Below are 25,016 nucleotides of genomic sequence, written 5' to 3'. Positions count from 1 at the left end.
CACGCCGCGCGCGCCCGGCCGCGCCGACCGGCCGGCGGCCCGCCGGCCGTCGCGCAAGCCGCCGCGCCCGCCGAAGCTCGCCGACCCGCGGCTGCGGCTGCGCCTGGGCACCGTGCTCACCCTGGCGCTCTTCGTCGTCATCGGGGTGCGGCTGATCTTCCTGCAGGCGGTCGACACCCCGGCGTACGCCGGTGGTGGCGTCGCCGACCGGACCCGCACGGTCGAGCTGCCCGCGCCGCGCGGCGCGATCTACGACTTCCGGGGCGAGCCGCTGGCCCACAGCGTCGAGGCGCGGTACGTGTTCGCCGACCCGACGCTGATCGAGGACCGGCCCGCCACCGCCAAGGCGCTCTCGCCGCTGCTCGGCATCCCGGTGTCCAAGCTCACCGACCTGATGAAGCCCCGCAAGCTGGAGAACGGCAACCCGTCGCGGTTCGAGTACCTGGCCCGGGGGGTGGAGATCCCGGCGGCCAAGCAGGTGCTGGCGTTGGAGCTGCCCGGCATCGGGGTGCACCGCGACGAGCGCCGGGAGGTGCCCGGCGACGACCTGGCGGCCAACCTGATCGGCTTCACCAGCCAGGACATGGTCGGGCTGGAGGGTCTGGAGGCCCGCTACGACGACCTGCTCGCCGGGCAGGACGGCAAGCGGGTGTACGAGGCCGGCCTCGGTGACCTCGCCGCGCCGATCCCCGGCGGCTACAGCAAGACGACCCCGGCTAAGCCGGGCAGTTCGCTGACCCTCACCATCGACCGGGACCTGCAGTTCCGCACCCAGCAGATCCTCAGCGCGGGGATGGCGGGGCAGCGGGGCGCGACCGCCGCCGCCGTGATCATCGACGTCGCCACCGGCGAGGTGCGGGCCCAGGCCAGCGACCCCACCTACAACGCCGCCAAGCCGGTGCCGAGCGATCCGGTCGCCCGCGAGGACGCCGCGACCAGCTTCGTGGTCGACCCCGGCTCGGTGCACAAGGCGATCACCTACGGCGCGGCGCTGCAGGAGGGGGTGATCACCCCGGACACGACGCTGCCCATCGCGAACAGCATCAAGAAGGGTGACACCTGGTTCTCCGACACCCACCCGGCCAACGGCCGGAAGATGAGCGTGCCCGGGATGCTGGCCTTCTCGTCGAACGTCGGCGCGATCACCGTCGCCGACCGGCTCGGCCCGGAGCGGCTGATCGACTACCAGAAGCGGTTCGGGCTGGGCAAGCCCACCGGCGAGGGCCTGCCCGGCGAGGCCAGCGGCCGGCTGCTGCCGGTCGACGAGTGGAGCGGGTCGTCGGCCGGGTCGGTGCCGATCGGGCACAGCGTCGACGCCACGCCCCTGCAGATGGCCGCCGCGTACGCCGCCATCGCCAACGACGGCACGTACGTGCAGCCGCACCTCGTGAAGGAGACGATCGGCCCGGACGGCAAGCGCACCCCCGCGCCGGCGCCGGTCACCCGCTCGGTGCTCAGCCCGCAGAACGCGGCGGCGCTGCGCACCATGCTGGAGGCGGTCACCACGGTCGAGGGCGCCACCGGCACCCTGGCGGCGGTCCCCGGCTACCGGGTCGCCGGCAAGACCGGCACCGGTTGGCGTCTGGTGGACGGCAAGAAGCAGCCCGGCGAGGTGTCCTCCTTCATCGGCATGGCCCCCGCCGAGAAGCCCCGGTACGTGATCGCGGTCTTCGTGTACGCGCCCGGTGGTGGGGGCGCGGCGATCGCCAACCCGGCGTTCCGCGACATGATGCAGTTCACGCTGCGTCACTACCGCGTGCCGCCGTCCCCGAGTGGTTCCGCACCCAAGTTCGTGGTCTATCCGCGCTGACCAGCGGAGGCGCGACATCATCGGTGAGTGCCGACGAACCACCGGGGCGGCTGTGCGGCCGGAACCGGGCGACCGGGTAGGGTCTGACGCCGTGCCCGGCAATCCACGTCCACGTACCGTGACCGGCGTCCGGCTCGGTGACCTCGCCGTCCGGCTCGCCGTCGACCTCCCGGCGGACGCCGCCGACGTGGTCGTCACCGGTGCCACCCACGCCAGCCAGGAAGTCCGCCCCGGCGACCTGTACGCGGCCCTGCCCGGCGCCCGCCGGCACGGCGCGGAGTTCGCCGTCGGCGCGGCCGAGGCCGGCGCGGTGGCCCTGTTGACCGACCCGGCCGGCGCCGAGCTGGCGGCGGCGAGCGGCCTGCCCGCCCTGGTGGTGCCCGACCCCCGCGCGGTGCTCGGCGAGCTGGCCTCGGCGGTGTACGGCGACCCGACGGCGGCGCTCACCGTGATCGGCGTGACCGGGACCGCCGGCAAGACCTCCACGGCGTACCTGGTCGAGTCGGGGTTGCGCGCCGCCGGGCACACCACCGGGCTGATCGGCACCGTGGAGACCCGGCTCGGCGATCTGGTGATCGACAGCGTGCGCACCACCCCGGAGGCGACCGACCTGCACGCGATGCTGGCCACCGCCCGGGAGCGCGGCGTCACCGCCGTGGTCATGGAGGTCTCCAGCCACGCCCTGGCCATGGGCCGGGTCGGCGGGGTGCGCTTCGCCGTCGGCGGGTACACGAACTTCGGCTCCGACCACCTGGACTTCCACGCCGACAGCGCCGACTACTTCGCCGCCAAGGCGCAGCTCTTCGACGGCCGGTGCGCGGTCGAGGTGCTCAACCACGACGATCCGGCGCTCAAGCCGCTCTACAAGCCGGCGACGGTCAGCTACTCGGCGGCCGGCGACCCGACCGCGACGTGGTGGGCCGACGGCGTCGACGGCGAGGGGTACGCGCAGCGGTTCACCGCGCACGGCCCGGACGGCGTGGCGCTGACCGCCGGGGTGGCGCTGCCCGGGCGGCACAACGTGGCCAACGCGCTGCTGGCGATCGCCGCCCTGGTGGGCGCCGGGGTGGAGCCGGCGACCGCGGCGGCCGGCGTGGCCGCCTGCGGTGGCGTGCCCGGCCGTCTGCAACTGGTCGACGTCGTCGGGCCGGTACGCGGGGTCGTCGACTACGCGCACAAGGCCGACGCGATCGTGGCCGCGCTGGCCGCGCTGCGCGAGCTGAGCGCCGGCCGGCTGATCTGTGTGATCGGCGCCGGCGGGGACCGCGACCGGGGCAAGCGCCCGGTGATGGGCGCCGCCGCGGCCGAGGGGGCCGACGTGGTGCTGGTGACCGACGACAACCCGCGCACCGAGGACCCGGCGGAGATCCGCGCCGAGGTGCTCGCCGGGGCGTACCGGGCGGGCACCGCCGCCCGGATCATCGAGGTGGCCGGTCGCCGGGACGCGATCGACGAGGCGGTCCGACTGGCCGAGCCGGGCGATGTGATCGCGCTGCTCGGCAAGGGCCATGAGCGGGGCCAGGAGGTGGCGGGCGAGATGTTCCCGTTCGACGACAGCACCGAGCTGGCCGACGCGCTGCGGGCCCGCTTCTCCGACCGGGCGGGTCAGCGGTGATCGCGCTGACCCTGGCCGAGGTGGCCGCGGCGGTCGACGGGCGGCTCGTGCACGCGGACCCGGCCGCCACCGTCAGCGGTTCGGTCGAGTTCGACTCGCGCAAGGTGGGGCCCGGTTCGCTCTTCGTGGCCTTCCCGGGGGAGAAGGTCGACGGGCACGACTACGCGGCGACGGCGCTGGCGGCCGGCGCGGTGGCGGTGCTCGGCACCCGCGAGGTGCCCGAGGTGCCGATGGTGCTGGTCGACGACGCGCTGACCGCGATGGGCCGGCTGGCCCGCGCGGCGGTGGCCCGGCTGCCCGAGCTGACCGTGATCGGTGTGACCGGCTCCTCGGGCAAGACCACCACGAAGGACCTGATCGGCCAGCTGACCGCCCGCCTCGGCGCCACGGTGGCCCCGCCCGGGTCGTTCAACAACGAGCTGGGCCACCCGTACACGGCTCTGCTGGCCGGGCCGGACACCCGCTACCTGGTGATGGAGAAGGGCGCTCGCGGCATCGGGCACGTGCGTTACCTGTGTGAGCTGGTGCCGCCCCGCATCTCGGTGGTGCTCAACGTCGGCACGTCGCACATCGGCGAGTTCGGCTCGCAGGACAACATCGCGCTGGCCAAGGGCGAGCTGGTCGAGGCGCTGCCGGCCGACGGCCTCGCCGTGCTGAACGCCGACGACCCCCGGGTGGACGCCATGGCGGGTCGCACCCGGGCCCGGGTGGTCCGCTACGGCGAGGCGCCGGACGCCGACCTGCGCGCCGAGGACGTCACGCTCGACGAGCGGGGGCACCCGTCGTACACCCTGGTCACGCCGGAGGGGCGCGTGCCGGTGCGGCTCGCGTTGACCGGCCGTCACCAGGTCGGCAACACCCTCGCCGCCGCCGCGGTCGCCCGGGAGCTGGGCATGCCGCTGGCCGACGTGGGCACGGCCCTCGGCGAGCTGGGGCTGAAGTCCACCCGGCGGATGGACGTCTTCGACCGGCCCGACGGGGTGACGGTCATCGACGACTCGTACAACGCCAACCCGGCCTCGATGGCTGTCGCGCTCCGGGCGCTCGCCAGCCTCGGTCGGGGGCGGCGTACCGTCGCGGTGCTCGGTTACATGGCCGAGCTGGGCCCGTTCGAGCGCGACGGCCACGCCGAGGTCGGCCGTCTCGCGGCCGAGCTGGGTGTCGACCGGCTGCTCGTGGTGGGTGAGCCGGCCGCGCCGATCCACGAAGGCGCGACAGCGGTAGCGAACTGGGGAGGAGAGTCGGTGCTGCTCACCGATCAGGCGGCGGCCGTCGAGGTGCTGCGGGGCGAGCTACGGCCGGGCGACGTCGTCCTGGTCAAGGGCTCCCGGTACCGGACCTGGGAGGTGGCCGACGCCCTGCGCGCCGACGCCGCCGAGGAGGCCGGTCGATGAGGGCCATCATCGTCGCCATCGGGGTGGCCTTCGTCGTCTCGCTGTTCTGCACGCCGATCGCGATCAAGGTGTTCACCCGGCTCAAGGCCGGCCAGCCGATCCGGTCCGACGGCCCGGCCATGCACCAGGGCAAGAAGGGCACGCCCACGATGGGCGGCGTGGTCTTCATCCTGGCCACGGTGATCGCGTACGTGGCCGGGCACCTGGCCCTGACCACCCTGCCGGACGCGCAGATCGCCCAGGTGGAGCCGACCATCACGGCGCTGGTGCTGCTGGGGCTGATGGTGTTCTCCGGCGCGGTGGGCTTCCTCGACGACTTCCTCAAGGTGCGCAAGCGCAACAGCGCCGGCCTCAACAAGCGTGGCAAGTTGCTCGGCCAGATCCTGGTCGGCGCGGTCTTCGGGGTCATCGCGCTGTGGTTCCCGAGCACCATGACCGACGCGACGGGTAAGGCCACCAACACCCAGACCGTGGGCAGCACCACGCTGAGCTTCATCCGGGACATCGACTTCCTGGAGGTCAGCAAGGTCGGCGCGGTGATCATCTTCATCTTCGTGGTGATGGCCGCGACGAACGGCGTCAACCTCACCGACGGACTGGACGGTCTGGCCACCGGCGCCTCGGTGATGGTTCTCGCGGCGTACGCGCTTATCGCGTTCTGGCAGTACCGGCACTGGTGCGCCGACCCGAGCTACACCCAGCCGTACTGCTACGAGGTCCGTGACCCGTTGGAGATCGCGCTGATAGCCGGGGCCGCAGCCGGGGCCTGTGTGGGCTTCCTGTGGTGGAACACGTCCCCGGCGCGGATCTTCATGGGTGACACCGGGGCGCTGGGCCTGGGCGGCCTGATCGCCGGCATGGCGATGTCCACCCGGACCATCCTGCTGCTGCCGATCATCGGCGGGCTCTTCGTGATCATCACGATGTCCGTGGTGATCCAGATCATTTCCTTCCGCACCACCGGCAAACGCGTGTTCCGGATGTCGCCGCTGCAGCACCACTTCGAGTTGGCCGGCTGGAGCGAGGTCAACATCGTGGTCCGGTTCTGGATCATCGCCGGCATCGGTGTGGCCATCGCCCTGGGCCTGTTCTACAGCGAGTTCCTCGCCAACATGACCTGATCCACCCTGTTCACCCGCCTGCCTGCCTGCCTGCCTGCCCGGCCGGCCGGGCGGTGCGGTGTGCGCGTAGCCGGTCGGGTGGCAGGGTAGTCGAACTCTCCTTTGCTCTGCTTCAACGGACGCAACACTCGCGCGGCAAAAGTGTTGCGTGGGGTGAAGCAGAGCAAAGGGGTGAGGCGCCTTCCCTGGGGGGCGAAGCCCGACACGCCCGGTGCATCGTTGTGGGCCTGTCGGGCGTGCCGAACGGTGATGATGTCCGGGTGGGGGAGGAACCAGGCACCGAGGACAGGACAACCGGTCGACCGCGACGGTCATCGGGCACGGCGCGTGCGGCGGAGGCCGGCCGCGCGGCCCGCGAGCCCGACCGCGCGGCCCGCCAGGCGGACGGCCCGGCGCGTCCGGCGGAAGGCGCAGCGCGTGAGCCGGGCCGGGGAGCGCGTGAGCCGGGCGCCCCGGGACGTGCGGCGGGATCGACGGGGCGTGCGGCGGGATCGACGGGGCGTGCGGCGGGATCGACGGGGCGTGCGGCGGGATCGACGGGGCGTGAGCCGGAGGGCGGCGCTGCCGTCCCGCTGCGCGGATTCGACGCGGCCGGTGGGCTGGCCGCGCTGCGTGGCCTGCTGGACCGGCCGCTGGCGTCCTACTACCTGCTGCTGTCCTGCGCCGGCCTGCTGCTGCTGATCGGGCTGACCATGGTCTTCTCGGCGACCAGCGTGAAGGACTACGCCGAGGACGGCAACGCCTCGGCCTCGGTGACCAAGCAGGCGATCTTCGCGGTGATCGGCATCGGGGCGTTCTGGGCCTGCCAACGCCTGCCCGCCAGCACCTACCGGTCGCTGGGTCGGCCGTTGCTGATCACCTCGGTCGCGCTGCTGGTGGTGCTCAACCTGCTGGTCGGCTACGCCCGGCTCACCGGTCAGCGGTCGGCCGGGTTCGGGCCGGTCGAGGCGCGGCTGAACTGGCTGTTCGTCGGCGGGATCCAGCTACAACCGTCCGAGTTGGCCAAGTTCGCGATGGTGCTCTGGGGTGCGCACATCGTCGCCCGCAAGGGCGCCGCACTGGGGTGGTGGCGCGAGTTGGCCACCCCGCTCTTCCCGGTGGTCGGCCTGCTCTTCGTCCTGGTCGGCTACAACGACACGGGCACGATGCTCTGTCTGCTGGCCCTGGTGGTCGGCCTGCTCTGGGCCGCCGGGGTGCGGATGCGGGTCTTCGGCGCCCTGGCCACTGCCGGTCTGATCGGGATCGGCCTGCTGGTCGCGGTGGCCTCGCTGGGCGCCGGCTCCGGAGAGCGTGGCGCGGACAACTACCGGCTCGCCCGACTGGACATGTTCTTCAATCCACCGGACCCGGAGACCTGCAAACTCAACGACTGCCTCCAGTTCTACCAGGGGCGGCTGGCCATCGAGCACGGTGGCTGGTTCGGTGTCGGGCTGGGCAAGGGCAGCCTGAAGTGGGACTGGCTACCCGAGGCGCACAACGACTTCATCTTCGCGATCATCGCCGAGGAGCTGGGCGTGATCGGCTGCGCGGTGGTGCTGAGCCTGTTCGCGGTGCTCGCGTACACCGGTCTGCGCATCGCCCGACGGGTCGACGACCCGTTCCGGCGGCTCGCGGCCGCCGCGGTGACCACCTGGCTGGTGAGCCAGGCGGTGATCAACATTGGTGGGGTGGTCGGGCTGCTGCCGATCACCGGCCTGCCGCTGCCGTTCATCTCCGACGGCGGAAGTGCCCTGGTCGTGACGTTGGCGGCGATCGGGATGCTGGCGTCCTTCGCCCGCGCCGAACCCGATGCGGCCAGAGCACTGCATGCCCGTCCGCCGGCCCGGTGGGTCCGACTACTCTGGGCCCCGTTGCCGCCGCTTCCCGGCCGGCGTCGCCGACCGGCGTCGCCGCCGGCTGGCCGAGGGTCCGTGCCCCGGTCCCGCGAGCGGCGCCAGGACGACCAGGCCGCACCGCGCGGCGCCCGGCAGGGCCGGAGCCGCCAGGGTACGGCGAGCGAGAGGAGACGCTGATGGGTCCGCTGCGTTCGGTGGTGCTCGCGGGAGGTGGCACCGGGGGGCATATCTACCCGCTGCTCGCCTTCGCCGACTGCCTGCGCCGACACGACCCGGGCGTCCGGATCACCTGCCTCGGCACACCCAAGGGCATGGAGAACGAGCTGATCCCGCCACAGGGATACGACCTGCGGCAGATCCCGGCGTACCAGCTGCCCCGGTCGGTGAACATGAACCTGGTGCGTACGCCGGGCCGGATGTGGACCGCGGCCCGCGCCGCGGGCAAGGTGATCGACGAGGTACGCGCCGACGCGGTCGTCGGCTTCGGCGGGTACGTCTCGGTGCCGGCCTACCTGGCCGCGTGGCGCCGCGAGCTGCCCATGGTGATCCACGAGGTGAACGTGCCGCCGGGCGTGGCCAACCGGCTGGGCATGAAGTTCACCAAGAACATCGCGGTCGGCTTCCCGCACCAGCCGAGCCAGGCCGAGTCGCTGCGCGACGCGACGGTGGTGGGGGTGCCGCTGCGCCGCAGCATCGCCTCGCTGGATCGGTACGCGCTGCGCAACGCCGCCCGCGCCCACTTCGGGCTCCGCCCCGACCTGCCGGTGCTCTTCGTCGCGGGCGGCTCGTCGGGCGCCCGCTCGATCAACCTGGCGGTCTCCGGCGCGGCCAAGGAGCTGGCCCGCAACGGTGTGCAGGTGCTGCACGTGATGGGGGCCCGCAACGAGCCGGTGCCGATCCCCACCGACCTGCCGGTGCCGTACGTGACGCTGCCGTACCTGTCCGAGATGGAGCTGGGCTACGCGGCGGCCGACCTCATGCTGGCCCGGGGCGGTGCGATGACCGTCGCCGAGGTGGCCGCGATCGGCCTGCCGACGATCTTCGTGCCGTACCCGCACAGCAACCAGGAGCAGAAGCGCAACGCGCTGCCCGTGGTGGAGGCTGGCGGCGGGCTGCTCGTCGACGACGGGGAGCTGACCCCGGACTGGCTGGAGCGCGCGGTGATCCCGCTGATCCGCGATCCGCAACGGCTCTACGCGATGGGCGCCGCGGCGTCGGCGTACGGGCGGCGCGACGGTGACGAGGCGCTGCGCTCGTTCGTCCTCGAGGCGGTGGCCCGGTGACCGCGCAGTTCACCCCGGCGGGCACGCTGACCGCCGAGGACCTGGGCGCCGTCCACCTGATCGGCGTGGGCGGGGTGGGCATGCTCGGCGTGGCCCGACTGCTGCTCACCCGGGGCATCCGGGTTTCCGGCAGCGACCTGCGCGAGTGGCCCTCGCTGGCGGGTCTGCGGGCGCTCGGCGGGACCATCTACCTCAGCCACGAGGCGACCAACCTCGACGGGGTGGACACCGTCGTCTACTCCTCGGCCATCCCGAATGACCACCTGGAACTGGTCGAGGCGCGTCGCCGCGGCCTGCGGGTGCTGCACCGCTCGGAGGCCCTGGCCGCGGCGATGACCGGCCGCCGGGCGGTGGCGGTCGCCGGCACCCACGGCAAGACCACCACCACCTCGATGGTGACCATGGTGCTCCAGCAGGCCGGGGTCGACCCGTCCTTCGTGATCGGCGGGGAGATCTCCGAGGTCGGCTCGGGCGCGCACCACGGCACCGGCGAGTACTTCGTGGTGGAGGCCGACGAGAGCGACCGCTCGTTCCTCATCTACCGCCCGTACGTTTCGATCATCACGAACGTCGAGCCGGACCACCTGAACACCTACGGCGACTACGCGACGCTGGAGGCGGCGTTCGTCGAGTTCGCCCGGCTCACCGACCCGAACGGGTTCATCATCACCTGCGCCGACGACCCGGGCGGTCGGCGGTTGGCGGCGACCCTGCGCGCCGAGGGGCGGCGGGTGTTCACCTACGGCGCGGCCGAGGACGCCGACCTGCGGCTGACCGAGATCGTCTCCTCCGCGCGGGGGGTGCGCTACCTGGCCGCGATCGACGGCCGGTCGCTGGGCGAGTTCCGGCTGCCGGTGCCGGGGCGGCACATGGGGCTCAACAGCGCCTCGGCGGTGCTGACCGCGTACCTGCTCAAGCTGCCGCTGGAGGCGGCGGAGGCGGCGCTGGCGGTCTTCCCCGGCGTGCGACGGCGCTTCGAGCGCAAGGGCGTCGCGGACGGCGTGCTGGTCTACGACGAGTACGCCTACCACCCCACGTCGATGACGCTGGCGATGCAGACGCTGCGCGAGGTGGCCGGCGACGGACGGTTGATCGTCGTCTTCCAGCCGTACCGGCTGTACCGCACCCGCGACAACCAGGCGGAGATCGCCGAGGCGCTGGCCATCGCCGACGAGGTGGTGCTGCTGGAGGTCTTCGGGCCGGGCGAGCTGCGCCAGCCCGGTGAGGGCTCGGCGGCGCTGATCGAGGCGGTGGCGCTGCCGGCCGAGCGGAAGGTGTTCGTCGACTCCTGGGATGCCGCGCCGGTCGAGGTGGTCCGCCGGGCCCGCCCGGGGGACGTGGTGGTGACCATGGGCGCTCCGCCGATCTCGCTGATGGGTGACGAGCTGCTGGCCGCCCTGGGCGCGCGTACCGCCGAGTCTGCGCCGGGGGCGACGGTCGACCCGGTGGCCACGACCCCGGCGATCGGCCAGCCGGTGCCCGGCGGGTCCACGGCCGGTGGCGACGGGGCGGCGCTCGGGGGCGCCGCCGCACCGGACGGCGCGGCCCCCACGGCCGGATGAGCCCCGGCCCCGCCCGAGGGCGGACCAGCGGCGCCGACGGCGGCGCCCCACGGCGCGGTCCGGTCCGGCGTTGGCAGTTGGTCCGGGCCGGCAGCGACGCGGTGCCGGCGTCGACCCGCCGCTTCATGGCCCGGGCCCGGCAGCGCCGGATGCGGGCGGCGTTGCCGTGGGCGGTGGCCGCCGGGGTGCTGGCCCTGCTCGGGATGGTCGCCTGGACGGTCCTCGGTACCGGGCTGTTCGGGGTCCGCACGGTGACGGTCGAGGGCGCCAGGCTGGTCACGGACGTGCAGGTGCGCGACGCGGTGGGGGTGGCCGACGGGGTGCCCCTGGCCCGGGTGGATCTGGCGGCCGCCGCGCGTCGGGTCGGCGCGTTGGCGCCGGTGGAGCGGGCCACGGTGTCGCGGGACTGGCCGGGCACGCTTGTGGTCCGGGTGACCGAGCGGACGGCGGTGGCGGTGGTGCCGCAGGCGGACACGTTCGCGCTTGTCGACCGCAGCGGCGTGGCGTTCCAGACGGTGGCCCGCCGCCCCGCCGGGCTGCCGCTGGTGCAGGTGGCCCGGCCCGCCGCCGACGACCCGGACACCCGGGCCGCGCTGGAGGTGCTCGGGGCGCTGACCCCGCAACTGCGGGCCGAGCTGGTGGAGCTGAGGGTGGAGGGGCTGGCCCGGATCAGCCTGCGGCTGCGCGGAGACCGCACGGTGGTCTGGGGCGACGCCACGCGGGGTACGGACAAGGCCCGGGTGGCCACCGCGCTGCTCGACGAGGACAGCAAGCGCATTGACGTGAGCGCGCCGGACGTGGTGACCTTCCGCTGACCGGCGAGCGTGCTCCGGACGTGACGAGTCGCGCTCCGGCGGCGACACGCCGGTCAGGTCCTTGGCTCATCGCGTGGTGGCGCTTACGTTGCCCCGAAGAGGTTCAGTGGTTGACATAACTGTAAGCCTCTAGTAGAGGGTGAGGGTTCACCCCTGACTCTCGCTGGTGACAGCTGTCGTCGGCCGCTGGTCTGGCCACGCCGTACCCGGTCGGCCGAAGCCAATCTCGAAGGAAAGGACCGGAGATGACACCTCCGCACAACTACCTGGCGGTCATCAAGGTCGTCGGCATCGGGGGCGGCGGCGTCAACGCCGTCAACCGGATGATCGAGGTTGGGCTCAAGGGCGTCGAGTTCATCGCGATCAACACCGATGCCCAGGCGCTGCTGATGAGTGACGCCGACGTCAAGCTCGACGTCGGCCGGGAGCTGACCCGTGGTCTGGGGGCCGGGGCCAACCCGGACGTCGGCAAGAACGCCGCGGAGGACCACCGCGACGAGATCGAAGAGGTGCTCAAGGGCGCCGACATGGTCTTCGTGACCTGCGGCGAGGGTGGCGGCACCGGCACCGGCGGCGCGCCCGTGGTGGCCAACATCGCCCGCAAGCTCGGCGCGCTGACCATCGGCGTGGTGACCCGCCCGTTCTCCTTCGAGGGCAAGCGCCGCCAGGTGCAGGCCGAGACGGGGATAGACGAACTCCGCAACCAGTGCGACACGCTCATCGTCATCCCGAACGACCGGCTGCTGGCGCTCGGTGACCGCAACATCAGCATGATGGACGCCTTCCGCACGGCCGACCAGGTGCTGCTCTCCGGTGTGCAGGGCATCACGGACCTGATCACCACCCCGGGTCTGATCAACCTGGACTTCGCCGACGTCAAGAGCGTGATGAGCGGCGCCGGCAGCGCGTTGATGGGCATCGGCAGCGCCCGCGGGGAGAACCGCGCGGTCGAGGCTGCCGAGGCGGCCATCTCCAGCCCGCTGCTGGAGCAGAGCATGGACGGCGCGCGCGGCGTGCTGCTCTCCATCGCCGGCGGCTCCGACCTGGGCCTGTTCGAGATCAACGACGCGGCCCAGCTGGTCACCGACGCGGCCCACCCGGACGCCAACATCATCTTCGGCGCGGTGATCGACGACGCGCTCGGCGACGAGGTGCGGGTGACTGTCATCGCGGCGGGCTTCGACGGTGGCACGCCGGCGTACAAGGCGGCCGAGCCGACCCGCAAGACCAACACCAACCAGCCGGCGCCGCAGAGCACCCCGGTGCCGCCGCCGGCCACCCTGCCGGCTCCGGCCCAGTCGCCGCGCCGGGTGCTCTTCGACGACGTGGACGTGCCCGACTTTCTCAAGAACGGTTCCTGAGCGCCGCCGATGACCGACAGTTCAGCCACGGTACGACCGGACCGCCGCGCCGAACTCGCGGCCGGCCTGGCCCAGGTGCGAGCCCGGATCGCCGACGCCTGCGCGGACGCGGGCCGGGACCACGCCGACGTCACGATGATCGCCGTGACCAAGACGTACCCGGCCGGGGACGTGCTGGCGTTGGCCGGGCTCGGGGTGACCGACATGGGGGAGAACCGCGACCAGGAGGCGGCCGGCAAGGCCGCCGAGGTGGCTGCGGCCGGCGTACGCCCCCGCTGGCACTTCATCGGGCAGTTGCAGCGCAACAAGGCCCGCTCGGTCGTCCGCTACGCCGACGTCGTGCACTCGGTGGACAGCGTGCGGCTGGCCCGCGCGCTGGGTAACGCGGCGGCGGAGCGGGAACGGCCGCTGGACGCCCTGGTGCAGGTGAGCATCGACGGCGACCCGGCGCGCGGCGGCGCGTTGCCCGACTCGGCCGATGAGGGCGCGGGGCTGGAGGCGGTCGCCGCTGCGGTGGCCGACGCGCCCGCGCTGCGGTTGGCCGGTCTGATGGCGGTGGCGCCGCTGGGGTGGTCGCCGGAGCGGGCCTTCGCCCGACTGGCCGAGGTGGCCGAGGCGTTTCGGACGCTCCATCCGGGAGCGACAGCGTTGTCGGCGGGAATGAGCGGCGACCTGGAAATCGCGATCCGATACGGCGCGACACATGTCCGCGTCGGTAGCGCGTTGCTCGGAATGCGTCCCACGCTGCGGTAGCCTGACCGCGAGACAGGCAAATTACATCAGTGTTGTTTCAGGGCGGCGGATCCTTGTGGGGGTCGTGACGCGCGACGCGAATCGCGCGCCAGGGGGATTGCCGTTCCGGTCCGATGGGCATGGTTGTCCACTCGCGACGGGCGACATGGCACGGGGGCGAGTGCCGCACGGCGGACGGAAGGGCGCGGGATGGGTGCACTGCGCAAGGCGGGGGTCTGGCTCGGTCTCGTCGAGGAAGACGACGAGCGGGCCTACGACGACGGTGGCTACGACAAGGGTGGCTACCGCGACTCGCGGTACCGGCAGAGCCGGTACGCCGAGGAGTTCGCCGACGAGGACGACGACGACACCGAGGAGCCACCGGCTCCCCGGCCGCGCTCCAGCGAGCGGGGCCGGCTCTCCGAGCGGTCCACCGGGCGTGGCGGCGAGTCCGACCGCGGTGACGGTGAGCGTCCGGAGCGGGCCGAGCGGTCCAGCGTACGGTCGATCACGCGGTCCTCGGCCGGCGACACGTCGGGCGCGCTGACGTACCACACGCGCGACAATCTGGCCCTCGCGCCGCAGGCCGCGACGCGGGAGCGCGTGGCCGTGCCCGAGGAGGAGCAGCGGTACCAGATCACCACGCTGCACCCGACCACCTACCGCGAGGCGCGCACCATCGGTGAGCACTTCCGCGACGGCGTACCAGTGATCATCAACCTCACCGAGATGGACGAGGCCGACGCCCGCCGTCTGGTTGACTTCGCGGCCGGTCTGGCGTTCGGGCTGCGCGGTACGATCGAGCGCGTGACCAATCGGGTGTTCCTGCTCTCACCGGCCAATGTCCAGGTCACCGCGGAGGACAAGGCCAAGATCGCTGAGGGCGGTTTTTTCAGCCTGAGTTGACCCCGCCCGACCCGAGGGACGTCGCTGACCGTGTTGTCGATCTTACTGCAAGTGCTGTACCTGGTCCTTTATGTCTTCCTGCTTCTTCTTCTGTCCCGGTTCGTGTTGAGCGCCGTTCTGCAGTACGGCCGGCGGTGGCAGCCGGGACGCGGCGCATCGGCAGGACTGGAATCCGTGTGGAGCGTCACTGATCCCCCTCTCAACGCGTTGAGGCGTGTGATCCCTCCGCTGCGAATTGGTACCGTGAGCATCGACCTGGCCTCCCTTGTGCTCCTGGTTATCCTGTTCGTGCTGATGGAGTTCGTGTTAGGGCCGTCGATCAGGGCATCTGCCTGATGACCGACGCGCTTTCGCGGCCGCAACTGACCCGAGGAGTTTCGATGCCGCTGACCCCGGCCGACGTCCACAACGTCGCCTTCAAAAAGCCGCCGATCGGCAAGCGGGGGTATGACGAGGAGGAGGTCGACGCTTTCCTGGACGAGGTGGAGCGCGAGCTCGCCCGTCTCATCGAGGAGAACAACGAGCTGCGCGCCCAGGTGGAGCGCGGCGGCCGTGGCGGTGCCCCCGCCGGCCCCGGCGGCGACGCCCGACTGGCGGCGGAGCTCAACGACGTCAAGGCCCAGCTGGACCGGGTGCAGCGCGACAAGGCGGCGGCCGAGCAGGCCGCCCGCGCGATGCAGGCCGAGCTGGAGCAGGTCCGTACCACCGGTGGCCCGGCCGTCGGCGCTGCCGCCGACGGTGAGCAGCAGGCCCTCCGCGTGCTGATGATGGCCCAGCGCACCGCCGACGACCACGTGTCCGACGCGCGCCGCGAGGCCGACCAGCTGCTGTCCGAGGCCCGCAGCAAGGCCGAGGAGGTGACCCGCGAGGCGCGCGCGAAGGCCGACGCCCTGGAGCGGGACGCCCGCCAGCGGCACCAGGAGGCCATGGGCGGCCTGGACGCCAAGCGCACGGCCCTGCAGAAGCACATCGAGGAGCTCAAGCAGTTCGAGCGCGAGTACCGCACCCGGCTCAAGGCGTACCTGGAGAGCCAGCTGCGGGACCTCGACGGTCGCGGCCAGGGCCTCGAAGCCGAGATGACCCGCTCCGAGGCAGGCCGGGTCGCCGGCGGCAACGGGCTGGCGGCGGCAGGTCTCGCCGGTTCGTACGGCGGCGGGCGCTCCGGCGCCCTCGAAGCCGGACGCTGAGCACCGGCCGGCGATCGCTGTCCGCAGATGGTGACGGTCGCCGGCCCTGCCTGGACGGTACGACGCGGCGGGGGTGAGCCGTGATAGTCGCGAGTCTTCTGCTCATCCTCGTCGCTGTGGTGCTGCTGGTGTTCGGTCTGGCCGGTGGCTCCAGCATTCTGTTGACCATTTCCATCGCGGCCAGTCTGCTGGCCGCCGTCGCGTTGGTGGTGGGCGCCCGCCAGGCAGCCGCCAACCGCGCGACGGCGGATCCCGGTCGGGCCGGTCCGCGGGACCGCGCGACATTCCGCAGGGCCAGCCAGGCCCAGCCGGGTTTCGCGTACGGTCCACCGCTGGCCGAGCCGGATGTGCCGGTCCAGCACGTACCTTCGACGGTCGGCAACGGCGGCACCGGGTGGCGGCAACCACCCGAGCCGCCGTCCGACCCCGACGCGGCCCCGCCCTTCGACGCGGCCCCGTCCTTCGACGCGGTCCCGTCCTTCGACGCGGCCCCGCCGTTCGAGCCCGAGGCGCCGCTCGTGACCCCGGCCGACGGGTCACGCTCCTCGCCCGTCAGCCCGGCATCGCCCTTCGTGGCCCGGGGCGACGAGGCGTACCCCGCCAACACGATGTCGGTCGACGCGCTGGCCGACGAGCCGGCCGAGCAGCCGATCACCCCTGCCGAGGCGGCCCGGGTCTCCCGGCTGCCCGACCCCGTCGTGGTGGTCGACGGGCGGCCCCGCTACCACCTGGCCGGGTGCCGACGCCTGGCCGGCCGGGTGCCCGAGACTCTTCCGGTCGCCGAGGCCGTCGAGCTGGGATTCACGCCGTGTGCGGCGTGTGCGCCGGCCACCGCCCTGCTCACCGACGCCCGGCCGATCTGAGAGCCGTGTCGGTGCCCCCGCAGGACGCGCTCACCGTCGCGGTACGGGTGAAGCCTGGCGCCTCCCGGAACACCGTCGGCGGCCGCTTCGACGGCACGTACGGGCCCGCCCTGGTGATCGCGGTCCACGCTCCGGCTGTGGACGGCCGGGCGACCGAGGCGGCCCGCCGCGCCCTCGCCGACGCGTTGGGGGTCCGGGCGGCCACGGTGTCGCTGCGCACCGGCGCGACCAGCCGGGACAAGCTGTTCGTCGTCGACCGGCCCGGCCCCGAGCTGACCGACGTGCTGCACCGACTGCGCGACGGATCCGCAGGGTGAGGACCGCCCGGGCTCGGCAACCGTGACGCCCGGGCTGGACATCGCGCTGCTGCTCGGCGCGGCCGTGCTGCTGGTGGCGGTCGGCGCCGTCCGGCTCTCCAGCCGCCTCGGGGTGCCCAGCCTGCTGTTCTACCTGGCGCTCGGCGTGGCCATCGGCGAGGCCGGGCTGGGTATCCGCTTCGACGACGTCGAGTTGACCCGGACCCTCGGCTTCTGCGCGCTCATCGTGATCATCGCCGAGGGTGGCCTGACCGCCCGGTGGAGCGCGCTGCGCCCGGTCCTCGGGTTGGCCTCCGCGCTCTCCACGGTCGGCGTGATCGTCAGCATCGTGGTGGTCGGCATCGCCGTACACCTGTTGTTGGGTCTGGACTGGCGGCTGGCGTTGCTCTACGGCGCGGTGCTCTCCTCCACCGACGCGGCAGCCGTGTTCGCCACCCTGCGACGGCTGCGGCTGCCACCGCGGCTGGTGGCCACACTGGAGGCCGAGTCGGGCATGAACGACGCCCCGGTGGTGCTGCTGGTGGTGCTGCTGTCGCACGCGGGCTGGTCGCATCCGTGGTGGTACGAGGTCGGCCTGGTCTGCTACGAGTTGGGCGTCGGCGCGGCGGTGGGCGTGGGCGCGGGCCTCGCCGGTACGTGGGCGCTGCGCCGGGCGGCGCTGCCGTCCGCCGGGCTGTACCCGATCGCGGCGGTGGGGATCACCGTCCTGGCGTACGCCGCCGGCGCCGTGCTGCACGCCTCGGGCTTCCTCGCCGTCTACGTGGCCGGAGTGCTGCTGGGCAACGCCCGGCTGTCGCACCGGCAGGCGATCCTCGGCTTCGCCGACGGGCTGGCGTGGGTCGCCCAGATCGGGCTGTTCGTGCTGCTCGGGTTGCTGGTCTCGCCGGGCCGGTTGGACGCGGCGGTGCTGCCGGCGGTGGTCGCCGGTCTGGCGCTGGTGCTGCTGGCCCGGCCGCTGTCGGTGGCCGTCTCGGCGTTGCCGTTCCGGCTTGGCCTGCGGGAGCAGGCGTTCCTGTCCTGGGCCGGGCTGCGCGGGGCGGTGCCGATCGTGCTGGCCACCATTCCGCTCTCGGAGCGGGTGCCGGGCGCGGAGCGCCTCTTCGACGCGGTCTTCGTGCTGGTGGTGATCTTCACGCTGGTGCAGACCAGCACGCTCGGTCCGTTCGCCCGCTGGCTGGGGACCACCGCGCCGGCCGAGGCCACCGAGATCCACGTGGAGACCGCGCCACTGGAGCGGATGCGGGCCGATCTGCTCCAACTTGAGGTGCCTCCGGGCTCACGGCTGGCCGGCGTGCACGTCGACGAGTTGCGATTGCCGCTGGGCGCCTCGGTGACCCTCGTGCTGCGCGACGGGGTGGGCTTCGTGCCCGGCCCGGACACCCGGCTGAAAACCGGCGACAGCCTGCTGATCGTCGCCACCGGTGGGGTGCGCGACGCCGCCGAACGGCGGCTGCGGGCGGTCAGCCGACGCGGTCGGCTGGCCCGATGGTTTGGCGAGTACGGGGATGAGGCGGTCGGTTGATCTGCTAGCGTTCCCTTTGCCCCGGTTAGGCAGGGCTCGGGGCTGTTGAGCGGTGCGACGGTGCGCCACGTTGTCGGACGCCTGTACGTTCCGTATTCTTGCCAACCTCCGGAGTGCGCGGCCATCGTCGCCGTGCGCCCCTTTTCGTACTTGGGGGACGCCTTCGTCGGCGCCCCTGACCAGGTGCCGCGACCGAGCGGCTCCGCGGCCGAGGAGCGACCCATGGCGAAGCCAGCCGACACCAGGACCGCCGGCCGCAAGCCGGTGGCCAAGGCCACCCGCAGCGCGGCGGAGACCGAGAAGATCCGGGCGGCGCTGGCGGCGCGGCGGGACGAGCTGCGCGCCGAGTACGATCAGACGCTGAGCGAGATCACCGAGCTGCAGCGCGATCGGTTGACGGACTCGGCCGGGGACGACCAGGCCGACACCGGGACCAAGACGTTCGAGCGGGAGCAGGAGATCTCTCTCGCCAACAGCATTCTGGAACGGATCACGCAGGTCGAGCGCGCCCTGGAGCGCCTCGACGAGGGTGGTTACGGCTGGTGCGAGCGGTGCGGCAACCCGATCCCGGTCGAGCGCCTCGCCGCCTTCCCGTCGGCCACCCTGTGTGTGACGTGCAAGCAGTTGGAGGAGCGGCGCTGACGCCCGGTCCCCGTCTGCGATGAGGCGGTGAGCGATCACCGCCGAGACACCTCGATGGGGAGCGCATGACCGCAGCACCGCCCGCCGACCCCGGCCGTACCGACCCGGGCGGCGGCAAGCCCCGGCCCCGGGCCGTCGCGATCCTCGCCGGGGTGGCCCTGGTGGCCCTGGTGGCCGACCTGCTGACCAAGCACCTCGCGCTGGCCGCGCTGAGCGACCGGGAGCCGGTCCGGGTGCTGGGTGGGCTGGTCTACCTGAGCCTGACCCGCAACAGCGGCGCCGCGTGGAGCATCGGTGCGAACTACACCTGGGTGTTCCCGCTGATCACCATCGGCGTGGTCGGCTGGATCGTCTGGATGGCGCTGCGGCTGCGTTCCCTGCCGTGGGCGATCTCCCTCGGCCTGGTGCTCGGTGGCGCGCTGGGCAACCTCATGGACCGGATCTTCCGGGCGCCCGCTCCGTTCCACGGTCACGTGGTCGACATGATCAGCGTCTTCGGGCCGTACGGCGAATATTTCCCGGTGTTCAACCTGGCCGACAGCTCGCTGGTCTGCGGTGTGCTGCTGGCCGTGCTGCTGGAGCTGACCGGTCGCCAGCGTGACGGGCGGCGGGCCGGCCGTGACGGCGCCCCCGCCGACGCGGACGCCACCGCCGATGCCGAGCAGAGGGAGCGGGCATGACCTCCGCGTTCGCCGCCGGTGGCGACCACCGTTCGCTGCCCGTGCCCGACGGCCTCGACGGCATGCGCCTGGACCAGGCGGTGTCCCGGCTGTTCGGCCTCTCCCGTACCGCAGCCGCCGCCCTGGTCGACGCGGGCGACGCCCTCGTCGACGGCGCTGCCCGGCCCAACTCCCACAAGGTCAAGGCCGGCTCCTGGCTGGAGGTCACGCTGCCCGCCCCGGTCGCCCCACCGACCGTGGTGCCGCAGGCGGTGCCCGGCCTGCGCGTCGTGTACGCCGACGACGACATCGTGGTGGTGGACAAGCCGGTGGGCGTGGCCGCGCATCCCAGCCCGGGGTGGACCGGCCCGACGGTGATCGGTGCCCTCGCCGCGATCGGGCACCGCATCTCCACCAGCGGCGCCGCCGAGCGGCAGGGCGTGGTGCACCGTCTCGACGTGGGCACCACGGGGATCATGGTGGTGGCCAAGAGCGAGCAGGCGTACACGGCGTTGAAGCGGGCCTTCAAGTACCGCGAGGTGGACAAGGGCTACCACGCGGTGGTGCAGGGGCACCTGGACCCGCTGCGGGGCACCGTGGACGCGCCGATCGACCGGCACCCCACCCACGACTACCGCTGGGCGGTGGTGTCCGGCGGCAAGCCGAGCATCACCCACTACGACACCCTTGAGGCGTTCCCGGCGGCCAGCCTGGTCGATGTGCGATTGGAGACCGGCCGGACGCACCAGATCCGGGTGCACTTCTCCACGCTGCGGCACCCCTGTGTCGGTGATCTCACCTACGGCGCCGATCCCACCCTCTCGGCCCGTCTCGGCCTGGCCCGACAGTGGCTGCACGCCCGCGAACTGAGCTTTTTGCACCCCCGTTCGGGGGACGAGGTCCGGTTCGTCAGCGACTACCCTGACGACCTGGAACGTGCGCTTGAGATCCTGCGTGACTGAGCGGCGACCACCCGACATCGATCCGACGAGGGGATCCCGCCTGTGCGCGCCGGCGACCTGCTGCGGCAGCTGGACCAACAGCTGCTGCCGCCGCTGACCCGGGCGGTGGCCCGTCTCGGTGACCGGTCGGGGCGGTCCGGGGTGCTCACCTGGGCCGCCGTGCTCTCCGCGGCGGCGGTCCTGGGCACCGCAGTGTGGGCCGCCGACGATGCTCCGGTGGGCGACCGGACGGTTGGCGAGGTGACCCGCGTCGGGGTGGCCGACGGCGACTGGGTCCCCGGCTACCTGCGTTCGGCCGCGGCCGATCTGGCCGCGCTGAGCCCGACGGCCCCGGCCACCGGGGACGGGACGTACGCCCTGGTGATGCTCGACGCGTACCTTCCGCCGCAGCGGCTGGCCGCGGTGCTCGGTGACGTGTCGGTGTCGACGGTCTTCGGCCGGGTGCCGCTGCCCGGCCGGCAGACCGAGATCGTCCGGATCCCCGCGTCGCGGGTGCCGGACGACGTGGTCGCTCAGATGGCGCAGGTGGCCGCCCGCAAGGACGGCGAGGCCGCCGACTACCGGGCCAGGGCCGCCGGGGTGCGTGGCGACGGCGCCGCCGAGCGCGAGCTGCGCCAGCGGTACGTCACCGGGGCGGACGTGGCGAGCGCCGAGGCGGCGGCGTACCGCACCGGCTGCGCCTGCGTCTACGCCGCGGTGGTGCGCGCGGCGCCGGAGGTGCTGCGGGGCGTGGCCTCCCGCCCGGACGTGCGGGCCGTCGATCCGGCGCCCGAGGTGTACCGACTCGACCGTACGGTCTTCACGCCGCCGCTGCCCGAGCAGCGCGACGTGGTCCGCCCGCCGGCCGACACCGGGCCGAGCCCGGAGCCGACGCCGCTGGCGAGTGGCGGGCCGACGTCGAGCACGCCGAGACCGCCGGTGCCGATGGGCGAATCGTCGGAACCCGCACCGCTCGTAACGATTCCGTCACCCGCGTCGCCCTCGGCCGAACCCACCGAGGCGGCCCCGCCGGGTGTCGCCACCTCCCCGGACGCGATCGACGAGGGGCTGCTGACGCCCTCCCCGTCGTGATCTGCGCCGGGTGGTGTGCGTGCTCAGGTGTGGTCCGAATAGGGTTTGGTTCGTAGCCTGTCAGACAGAGATCGATGGTGCTGGGAGGGCGGGCCGTGGAGGGCAGTGAGACCGGCTGGGGCCGGCCGGCCGAACCAGCGCCGAGGTGGCGGGCATTGCTGGACCGCGCCCGGCTGGGCGGTCGGGCCGCTGAGCAGCCCGAGCCCGAGCGCCGGGCCGACGAGGCGCCGCCGGACCCACTGCCGCGGCGCGCGGCCCCCAACGGCTACGCGGGGCGGGCGTCGGCCATCGGGCATCCGGCCGATCTGTCGTACGGCCAGGAGCCCGGTTACCGTGCCGAGGCGACCTACCGGGTCGATCCCGCCTACCGGGCCGAGCCGGGGTACCGGGCCGAGCCGGACTACCGTGCGGAGCCCGCGTACCGGGCCGAGCCGGACTATCGGGCGGAGCCCGCGTACCGGGCGGAGCCGGACTACCGTGCCGAGCCTGCGTACCGGGCGGAGCCGGACTATCGGGCGGAGCCCGCGTACCGGGCCGAGCCGGACTACCGCGCCGAGCCGACGTACCGGGCTGACCCCGGTTACCGGGCCGAGCCGACGTACCGTGCCGACCCGGGCTACCGGGCCGAGCCGACGTACCGTGCCGACCCGGGCTACCAGGCCGAGCCCGAGCCGCCGCCGCGCCGGGCCGAGCCCGAGTCGCGCTACGCCCTCCTGGACAACGGCTACCGGCCGGGCAACCCGGCGGGGGAGTCCCGCTACGCGCTGCTGGAAACCGGTTACCAGCCGGAGACCGGCTACCCGAGCGCCGCGCCGCCGGTGACCCCGCCGGTCCCGGCGGTCGCGCCACCACCGGTCGCGCCGCCGCCCGCCCCACCGGTCGCGCCGCCGGTCACTCCGCCGCCCGCCGCGCCGGTCACCCCGCCACCGGGCTCGGCCATCGCCGAGCGCGGCTACCCCGCCCGAATCGAGTGGCGGCCGCAGGGCGGCGACCAGGAGCTGGAACGCGCCACCGGCGTGCTCCGCCGCGATCTGGGCACACCCCGCGTGTTCGCGTTCGCCAACCCCAAGGGCGGGGTGCACAAGACCACCGCAACGGTGCTCGCCGCCGCCACCATCGGCAGCGTCCGGGGGCGGGGCGTGCTGGCCTGGGACGACAACGAGCTGCGCGGCACCCTGGGGCTACGCGCCGGCAGTGCCCGCCACGCGCGCACCATCCGGCACCTGATCGGTGACCTGGCCCAGATCGAGATCCTGGAGGGCGCGACCCTGCTGGAGCGGCTGGACGACTACCTGCGGCACGCCTCCGACGGCTCGTACGACGTGCTGGCCGGCGAGGAGAGCCCGCGCTTCGCCCAGCGGCTCGACCAGTTCACCGTCAAGCGGGTGCTCGAGCTGCTGCGGCGTACGCATGACGTGGTCTGCGTGGACACCGGCAACAACGTGGAGAGCGCCAACTGGCGCACCGTGATGCAGGCCGCCGACCAACTGGTGGTGACCACCGTGCCCCGTGAGGACGCGGCGTTCAGCGCCGACTGGATGCTCGACCTGCTGCACGAGGAGGGCATGGGCGAGCTGGCCGACAACGCGGTCACCCTCATCTCCTGCCCCACCCCCGGCCGCTCGCCCCTGCAGGACGACCTGGAGCGGCACTTCGCCACGCGTACCCGCGCGGTGGCCGTCGTGCCGTACGACCCGGCGTTGGAGACCGGCTCGTCGATCGAGTACCACCAGCTCCAGCCGGAGACCCGGCAGGCGTGGCTGCGCGCCGCCGCGGCCATGGCGGAGCCGTTCGCCCGGTGAGCGGGTTCGCCGCCACCGGCGCCCCGGCCCGTCTCGGGGCCTGAGAGGATCATCGGGTGAGCCCGGACAACCCCGACCCTGAGCGGCACGTCGACGACGCCGACCGGCCCGCCGCACCCCCACCGTCGGGTGCGGCGCCCACGGGAAGCGAGTCGGCCGTGCCGCCACCAGCCGCGCCGCCGCCCGGGTTCGGCCCCGGTGAGGGTCCCGCCTCGACGGCGTACCGGAGCGAGCTGGAGCTGACCCTCGACGAGCCGCGCCGGCCGCTGCGGACGGTGGCGACGGTGCTCGGCGTCGTGCTCGCCCTGGCCGTGCTGGGCGGGGGGCTCGGGCTGCTCTGGGCCGTGCTCGCGCCGGACACCCCGGTGCTCAAGACCGCCGAGGGCGCGATCTACGCCGAGCCCCAGCCGGAGCAGCCGATCGCCGCGGACGGCTGGTTCAGCCTGCTCGGGCTGGCCTTCGGGGTGCTCGCGGCGCTGGCCCTGTGGTTCCTGCTGCGCCGGCAGCGCGGCCCGGTCGGGCTGCTCGGCGTGGTGCTGGGCACGCTGGCCGCCGCCCCGGTGGCCTGGCAGGTGGGGCGTCGGGTCGGGCTGGCGACCTTCGACCGGCTGCTGGACACCGCCCCGGCCGGGCAGGCGTTCACCAAACCCGCCGACCTGCGCGCCGGCGGAATCGACTGGCTCTTCGGCGTGTTGCCGGTGCCGCACGGCAACCTGCTGCTGCCCGCGTTCGGCGCCGCCGTCACGTACACCCTGCTGGCCGGTTGGTCGCGCTGGCCGGGCCTGCGGCCGGAGCCGGACCCGGCGGCCCTCAGTTGGGTGTCGGCGGGGACGCCAGCTCCGACAGCGGCACCGGAACCGCCCGCACCTGGCGCAGCAGAGCCGCCTCGCGGTTGAGCAGTCGCAGCTCGGCGCGGAGCCGGGCGGCGGTGTCGTCGATCGCGAGCAGCCGTTGCCGGTCGTCGACGGTCAGCGCGGCGGTGGCCGCCACCAGGTGGGAGAGCACCGTCGGATCCTCCGGCAGCTGCTCGGAGATCTCCTCCGGGTCGGGGCGGATCAGCCCCAGGTACTGCCGGAACACGGCGATCACCCGGGCGGCCAGCAGGTCGGCCACCTCGTCCGGCCCGGTGGCCTCGGGCAGCCATTCCACGGCAGCCGTCAGGTAGGGCGCGGACGTGTCGTCGACGTCGGCGATCCGGAAGCGACGGCGGCCGACCGTGACGATGTCGAAGCCGCCGTCGGCCAGCTCGGTGACCTGGCGCAGCTCGGCGGTGCAGCCCACCTCGTGCAGGGTGACGTCGCCGACACCGGTGCTCGCGCGGGTGCCGGGCCCGGCGGGCGCGACCTCCCAGCCGGCCTGGATGGCCACCACCCCGAACTCGCGGGACGCGCCCTCGGGCAGGTCGACAAGGTGCCGGACCAGGGCCCGGTAGCGCTCCTCGAAGATGTGCAGCGGCAGCACCAACCCGGGAAAGAGCACCGTTGCGAGCGGGAACACCGGCAGCCGTGCGGTCACGTGGTCGAGCCTAACCAATCGCGTCCGCGGCGGCGTGGCCCG

Annotated in this window: 23 protein-coding genes; 22 read left to right on the top strand and 1 reads right to left on the bottom strand. The window is 73.4% G+C overall.

What is annotated here, in order from left to right; all coding sequences use genetic code 11:
- From ABZU53_RS22245 to ABZU53_RS22140, 22 genes are all read left to right on the top strand, one after another.
- Window positions 1-1,810 (top strand): penicillin-binding protein 2 (locus ABZU53_RS22245; RefSeq protein WP_355067227.1); only part of this gene is annotated, 1,810 nt, incomplete at its 5' end.
- A gap of 52 nt (window positions 1,811-1,862) precedes the next feature.
- The gene (locus ABZU53_RS22240) at window positions 1,863-3,425 is read left to right on the top strand and encodes a UDP-N-acetylmuramoyl-L-alanyl-D-glutamate--2,6-diaminopimelate ligase (RefSeq protein ID WP_354856131.1); all 1,563 of its coding nucleotides are present in this window, start codon (window positions 1,863-1,865) and stop codon (window positions 3,423-3,425) included.
- The gene (gene murF, locus ABZU53_RS22235; protein ID WP_355067226.1) at window positions 3,422-4,819 is read left to right on the top strand and encodes a UDP-N-acetylmuramoyl-tripeptide--D-alanyl-D-alanine ligase; all 1,398 of its coding nucleotides are present in this window, start codon (window positions 3,422-3,424) and stop codon (window positions 4,817-4,819) included. Before ABZU53_RS22240 ends, murF begins: the two co-directional genes overlap by 4 nt.
- On the top strand, window positions 4,816-5,940 hold the full coding sequence (mraY, locus tag ABZU53_RS22230) for a phospho-N-acetylmuramoyl-pentapeptide-transferase (RefSeq protein ID WP_354856133.1): 1,125 nt from the start codon (window positions 4,816-4,818) through the stop codon (window positions 5,938-5,940). Before murF ends, mraY begins: the two co-directional genes overlap by 4 nt.
- A gap of 572 nt (window positions 5,941-6,512) precedes the next feature.
- Window positions 6,513-7,952 (top strand): putative peptidoglycan glycosyltransferase FtsW, encoded by a 1,440-nt coding sequence (locus tag ABZU53_RS22225; protein WP_355067230.1) that lies wholly within the window; start codon window positions 6,513-6,515, stop codon window positions 7,950-7,952.
- Window positions 7,952-9,058 carry an undecaprenyldiphospho-muramoylpentapeptide beta-N-acetylglucosaminyltransferase gene (murG, locus tag ABZU53_RS22220; protein ID WP_354856134.1) on the top strand — a complete coding sequence of 369 codons (1,107 nt, stop codon included), beginning with the start codon at window positions 7,952-7,954 and terminating at the stop codon, window positions 9,056-9,058. The genes ABZU53_RS22225 and murG overlap by 1 nt, the downstream gene beginning before the upstream one ends.
- Complete coding sequence (gene murC, locus ABZU53_RS22215; RefSeq protein ID WP_354856135.1) at window positions 9,055-10,620, top strand: UDP-N-acetylmuramate--L-alanine ligase; 1,566 nt, start codon at window positions 9,055-9,057, stop codon at window positions 10,618-10,620. The genes murG and murC overlap by 4 nt, the downstream gene beginning before the upstream one ends.
- Complete coding sequence (locus ABZU53_RS22210; RefSeq protein ID WP_354856136.1) at window positions 10,617-11,435, top strand: FtsQ-type POTRA domain-containing protein; 819 nt, start codon at window positions 10,617-10,619, stop codon at window positions 11,433-11,435. The genes murC and ABZU53_RS22210 overlap by 4 nt, the downstream gene beginning before the upstream one ends.
- A 245-nt stretch (window positions 11,436-11,680) precedes the next feature.
- Window positions 11,681-12,796 (top strand): cell division protein FtsZ, encoded by a 1,116-nt coding sequence (gene ftsZ / locus ABZU53_RS22205; RefSeq protein ID WP_234588050.1) that lies wholly within the window; start codon window positions 11,681-11,683, stop codon window positions 12,794-12,796.
- A gap of 9 nt (window positions 12,797-12,805) precedes the next feature.
- Window positions 12,806-13,549, top strand: coding sequence for a YggS family pyridoxal phosphate-dependent enzyme (locus ABZU53_RS22200; protein ID WP_354856137.1), 744 nt, complete (start codon window positions 12,806-12,808; stop codon window positions 13,547-13,549).
- Window positions 13,550-13,738: 189 nt separating this feature from the next.
- A complete protein-coding gene (gene sepF, locus ABZU53_RS22195) occupies window positions 13,739-14,434 on the top strand; it encodes a cell division protein SepF (protein ID WP_354856138.1) in 696 nt (231 codons plus the stop codon).
- 30 nt (window positions 14,435-14,464) lie between these two features.
- A complete protein-coding gene (locus ABZU53_RS22190; RefSeq protein WP_088949372.1) occupies window positions 14,465-14,770 on the top strand; it encodes a YggT family protein in 306 nt (101 codons plus the stop codon).
- Window positions 14,771-14,814: 44 nt separating this feature from the next.
- The gene (locus tag ABZU53_RS22185; protein ID WP_355067225.1) at window positions 14,815-15,621 is read left to right on the top strand and encodes a DivIVA domain-containing protein; all 807 of its coding nucleotides are present in this window, start codon (window positions 14,815-14,817) and stop codon (window positions 15,619-15,621) included.
- 80 nt (window positions 15,622-15,701) lie between these two features.
- On the top strand, window positions 15,702-16,484 hold the full coding sequence (locus ABZU53_RS22180) for a hypothetical protein (protein ID WP_355067224.1): 783 nt from the start codon (window positions 15,702-15,704) through the stop codon (window positions 16,482-16,484).
- Window positions 16,485-16,489: 5 nt separating this feature from the next.
- Window positions 16,490-16,801: a DUF167 domain-containing protein gene (locus ABZU53_RS22175; RefSeq protein ID WP_355067223.1), complete on the top strand. Its 312-nt coding sequence runs from the start codon at window positions 16,490-16,492 to the stop codon at window positions 16,799-16,801.
- 22 nt (window positions 16,802-16,823) lie between these two features.
- Window positions 16,824-18,323, top strand: coding sequence for a potassium/proton antiporter (locus tag ABZU53_RS22170; RefSeq protein WP_354856141.1), 1,500 nt, complete (start codon window positions 16,824-16,826; stop codon window positions 18,321-18,323).
- Window positions 18,324-18,545: 222 nt separating this feature from the next.
- Window positions 18,546-18,965 carry a TraR/DksA C4-type zinc finger protein gene (locus ABZU53_RS22165; protein WP_007463005.1) on the top strand — a complete coding sequence of 140 codons (420 nt, stop codon included), beginning with the start codon at window positions 18,546-18,548 and terminating at the stop codon, window positions 18,963-18,965.
- A gap of 65 nt (window positions 18,966-19,030) precedes the next feature.
- Complete coding sequence (lspA, locus tag ABZU53_RS22160) at window positions 19,031-19,645, top strand: signal peptidase II (RefSeq protein WP_354856142.1); 615 nt, start codon at window positions 19,031-19,033, stop codon at window positions 19,643-19,645.
- The gene (locus tag ABZU53_RS22155) at window positions 19,642-20,586 is read left to right on the top strand and encodes an RluA family pseudouridine synthase (protein WP_354856143.1); all 945 of its coding nucleotides are present in this window, start codon (window positions 19,642-19,644) and stop codon (window positions 20,584-20,586) included. The genes lspA and ABZU53_RS22155 overlap by 4 nt, the downstream gene beginning before the upstream one ends.
- Before the next feature lie 42 nt (window positions 20,587-20,628).
- A complete protein-coding gene (locus ABZU53_RS22150) occupies window positions 20,629-21,657 on the top strand; it encodes a hypothetical protein (protein WP_355067222.1) in 1,029 nt (342 codons plus the stop codon).
- 95 nt (window positions 21,658-21,752) lie between these two features.
- Window positions 21,753-23,459: an AAA family ATPase gene (locus tag ABZU53_RS22145; protein ID WP_355067221.1), complete on the top strand. Its 1,707-nt coding sequence runs from the start codon at window positions 21,753-21,755 to the stop codon at window positions 23,457-23,459.
- 56 nt (window positions 23,460-23,515) lie between these two features.
- Window positions 23,516-24,355 (top strand): DUF2567 domain-containing protein, encoded by an 840-nt coding sequence (locus ABZU53_RS22140; protein WP_355067220.1) that lies wholly within the window; start codon window positions 23,516-23,518, stop codon window positions 24,353-24,355.
- On the opposite strand, the gene ABZU53_RS22135 is transcribed toward ABZU53_RS22140, so the two are convergent.
- A complete protein-coding gene (locus ABZU53_RS22135; protein ID WP_354856147.1) occupies window positions 24,270-24,974 on the bottom strand; it encodes an LON peptidase substrate-binding domain-containing protein in 705 nt (234 codons plus the stop codon). The two genes, ABZU53_RS22140 and ABZU53_RS22135, sit on opposite strands and share 86 nt — an antisense overlap.
- Between the last annotated feature and the right edge of the window lie 42 nt (window positions 24,975-25,016).

Origin of the sequence: Micromonospora sp. NPDC005194 (assembly GCF_040608335.1) — a bacterium.
Lineage (GTDB): Bacteria > Actinomycetota > Actinomycetes > Mycobacteriales > Micromonosporaceae > Micromonospora.
The sequence above is the reverse complement of the archived record's forward strand: the minus strand, read 5'-3'. Positions and strand labels throughout refer to the sequence as shown.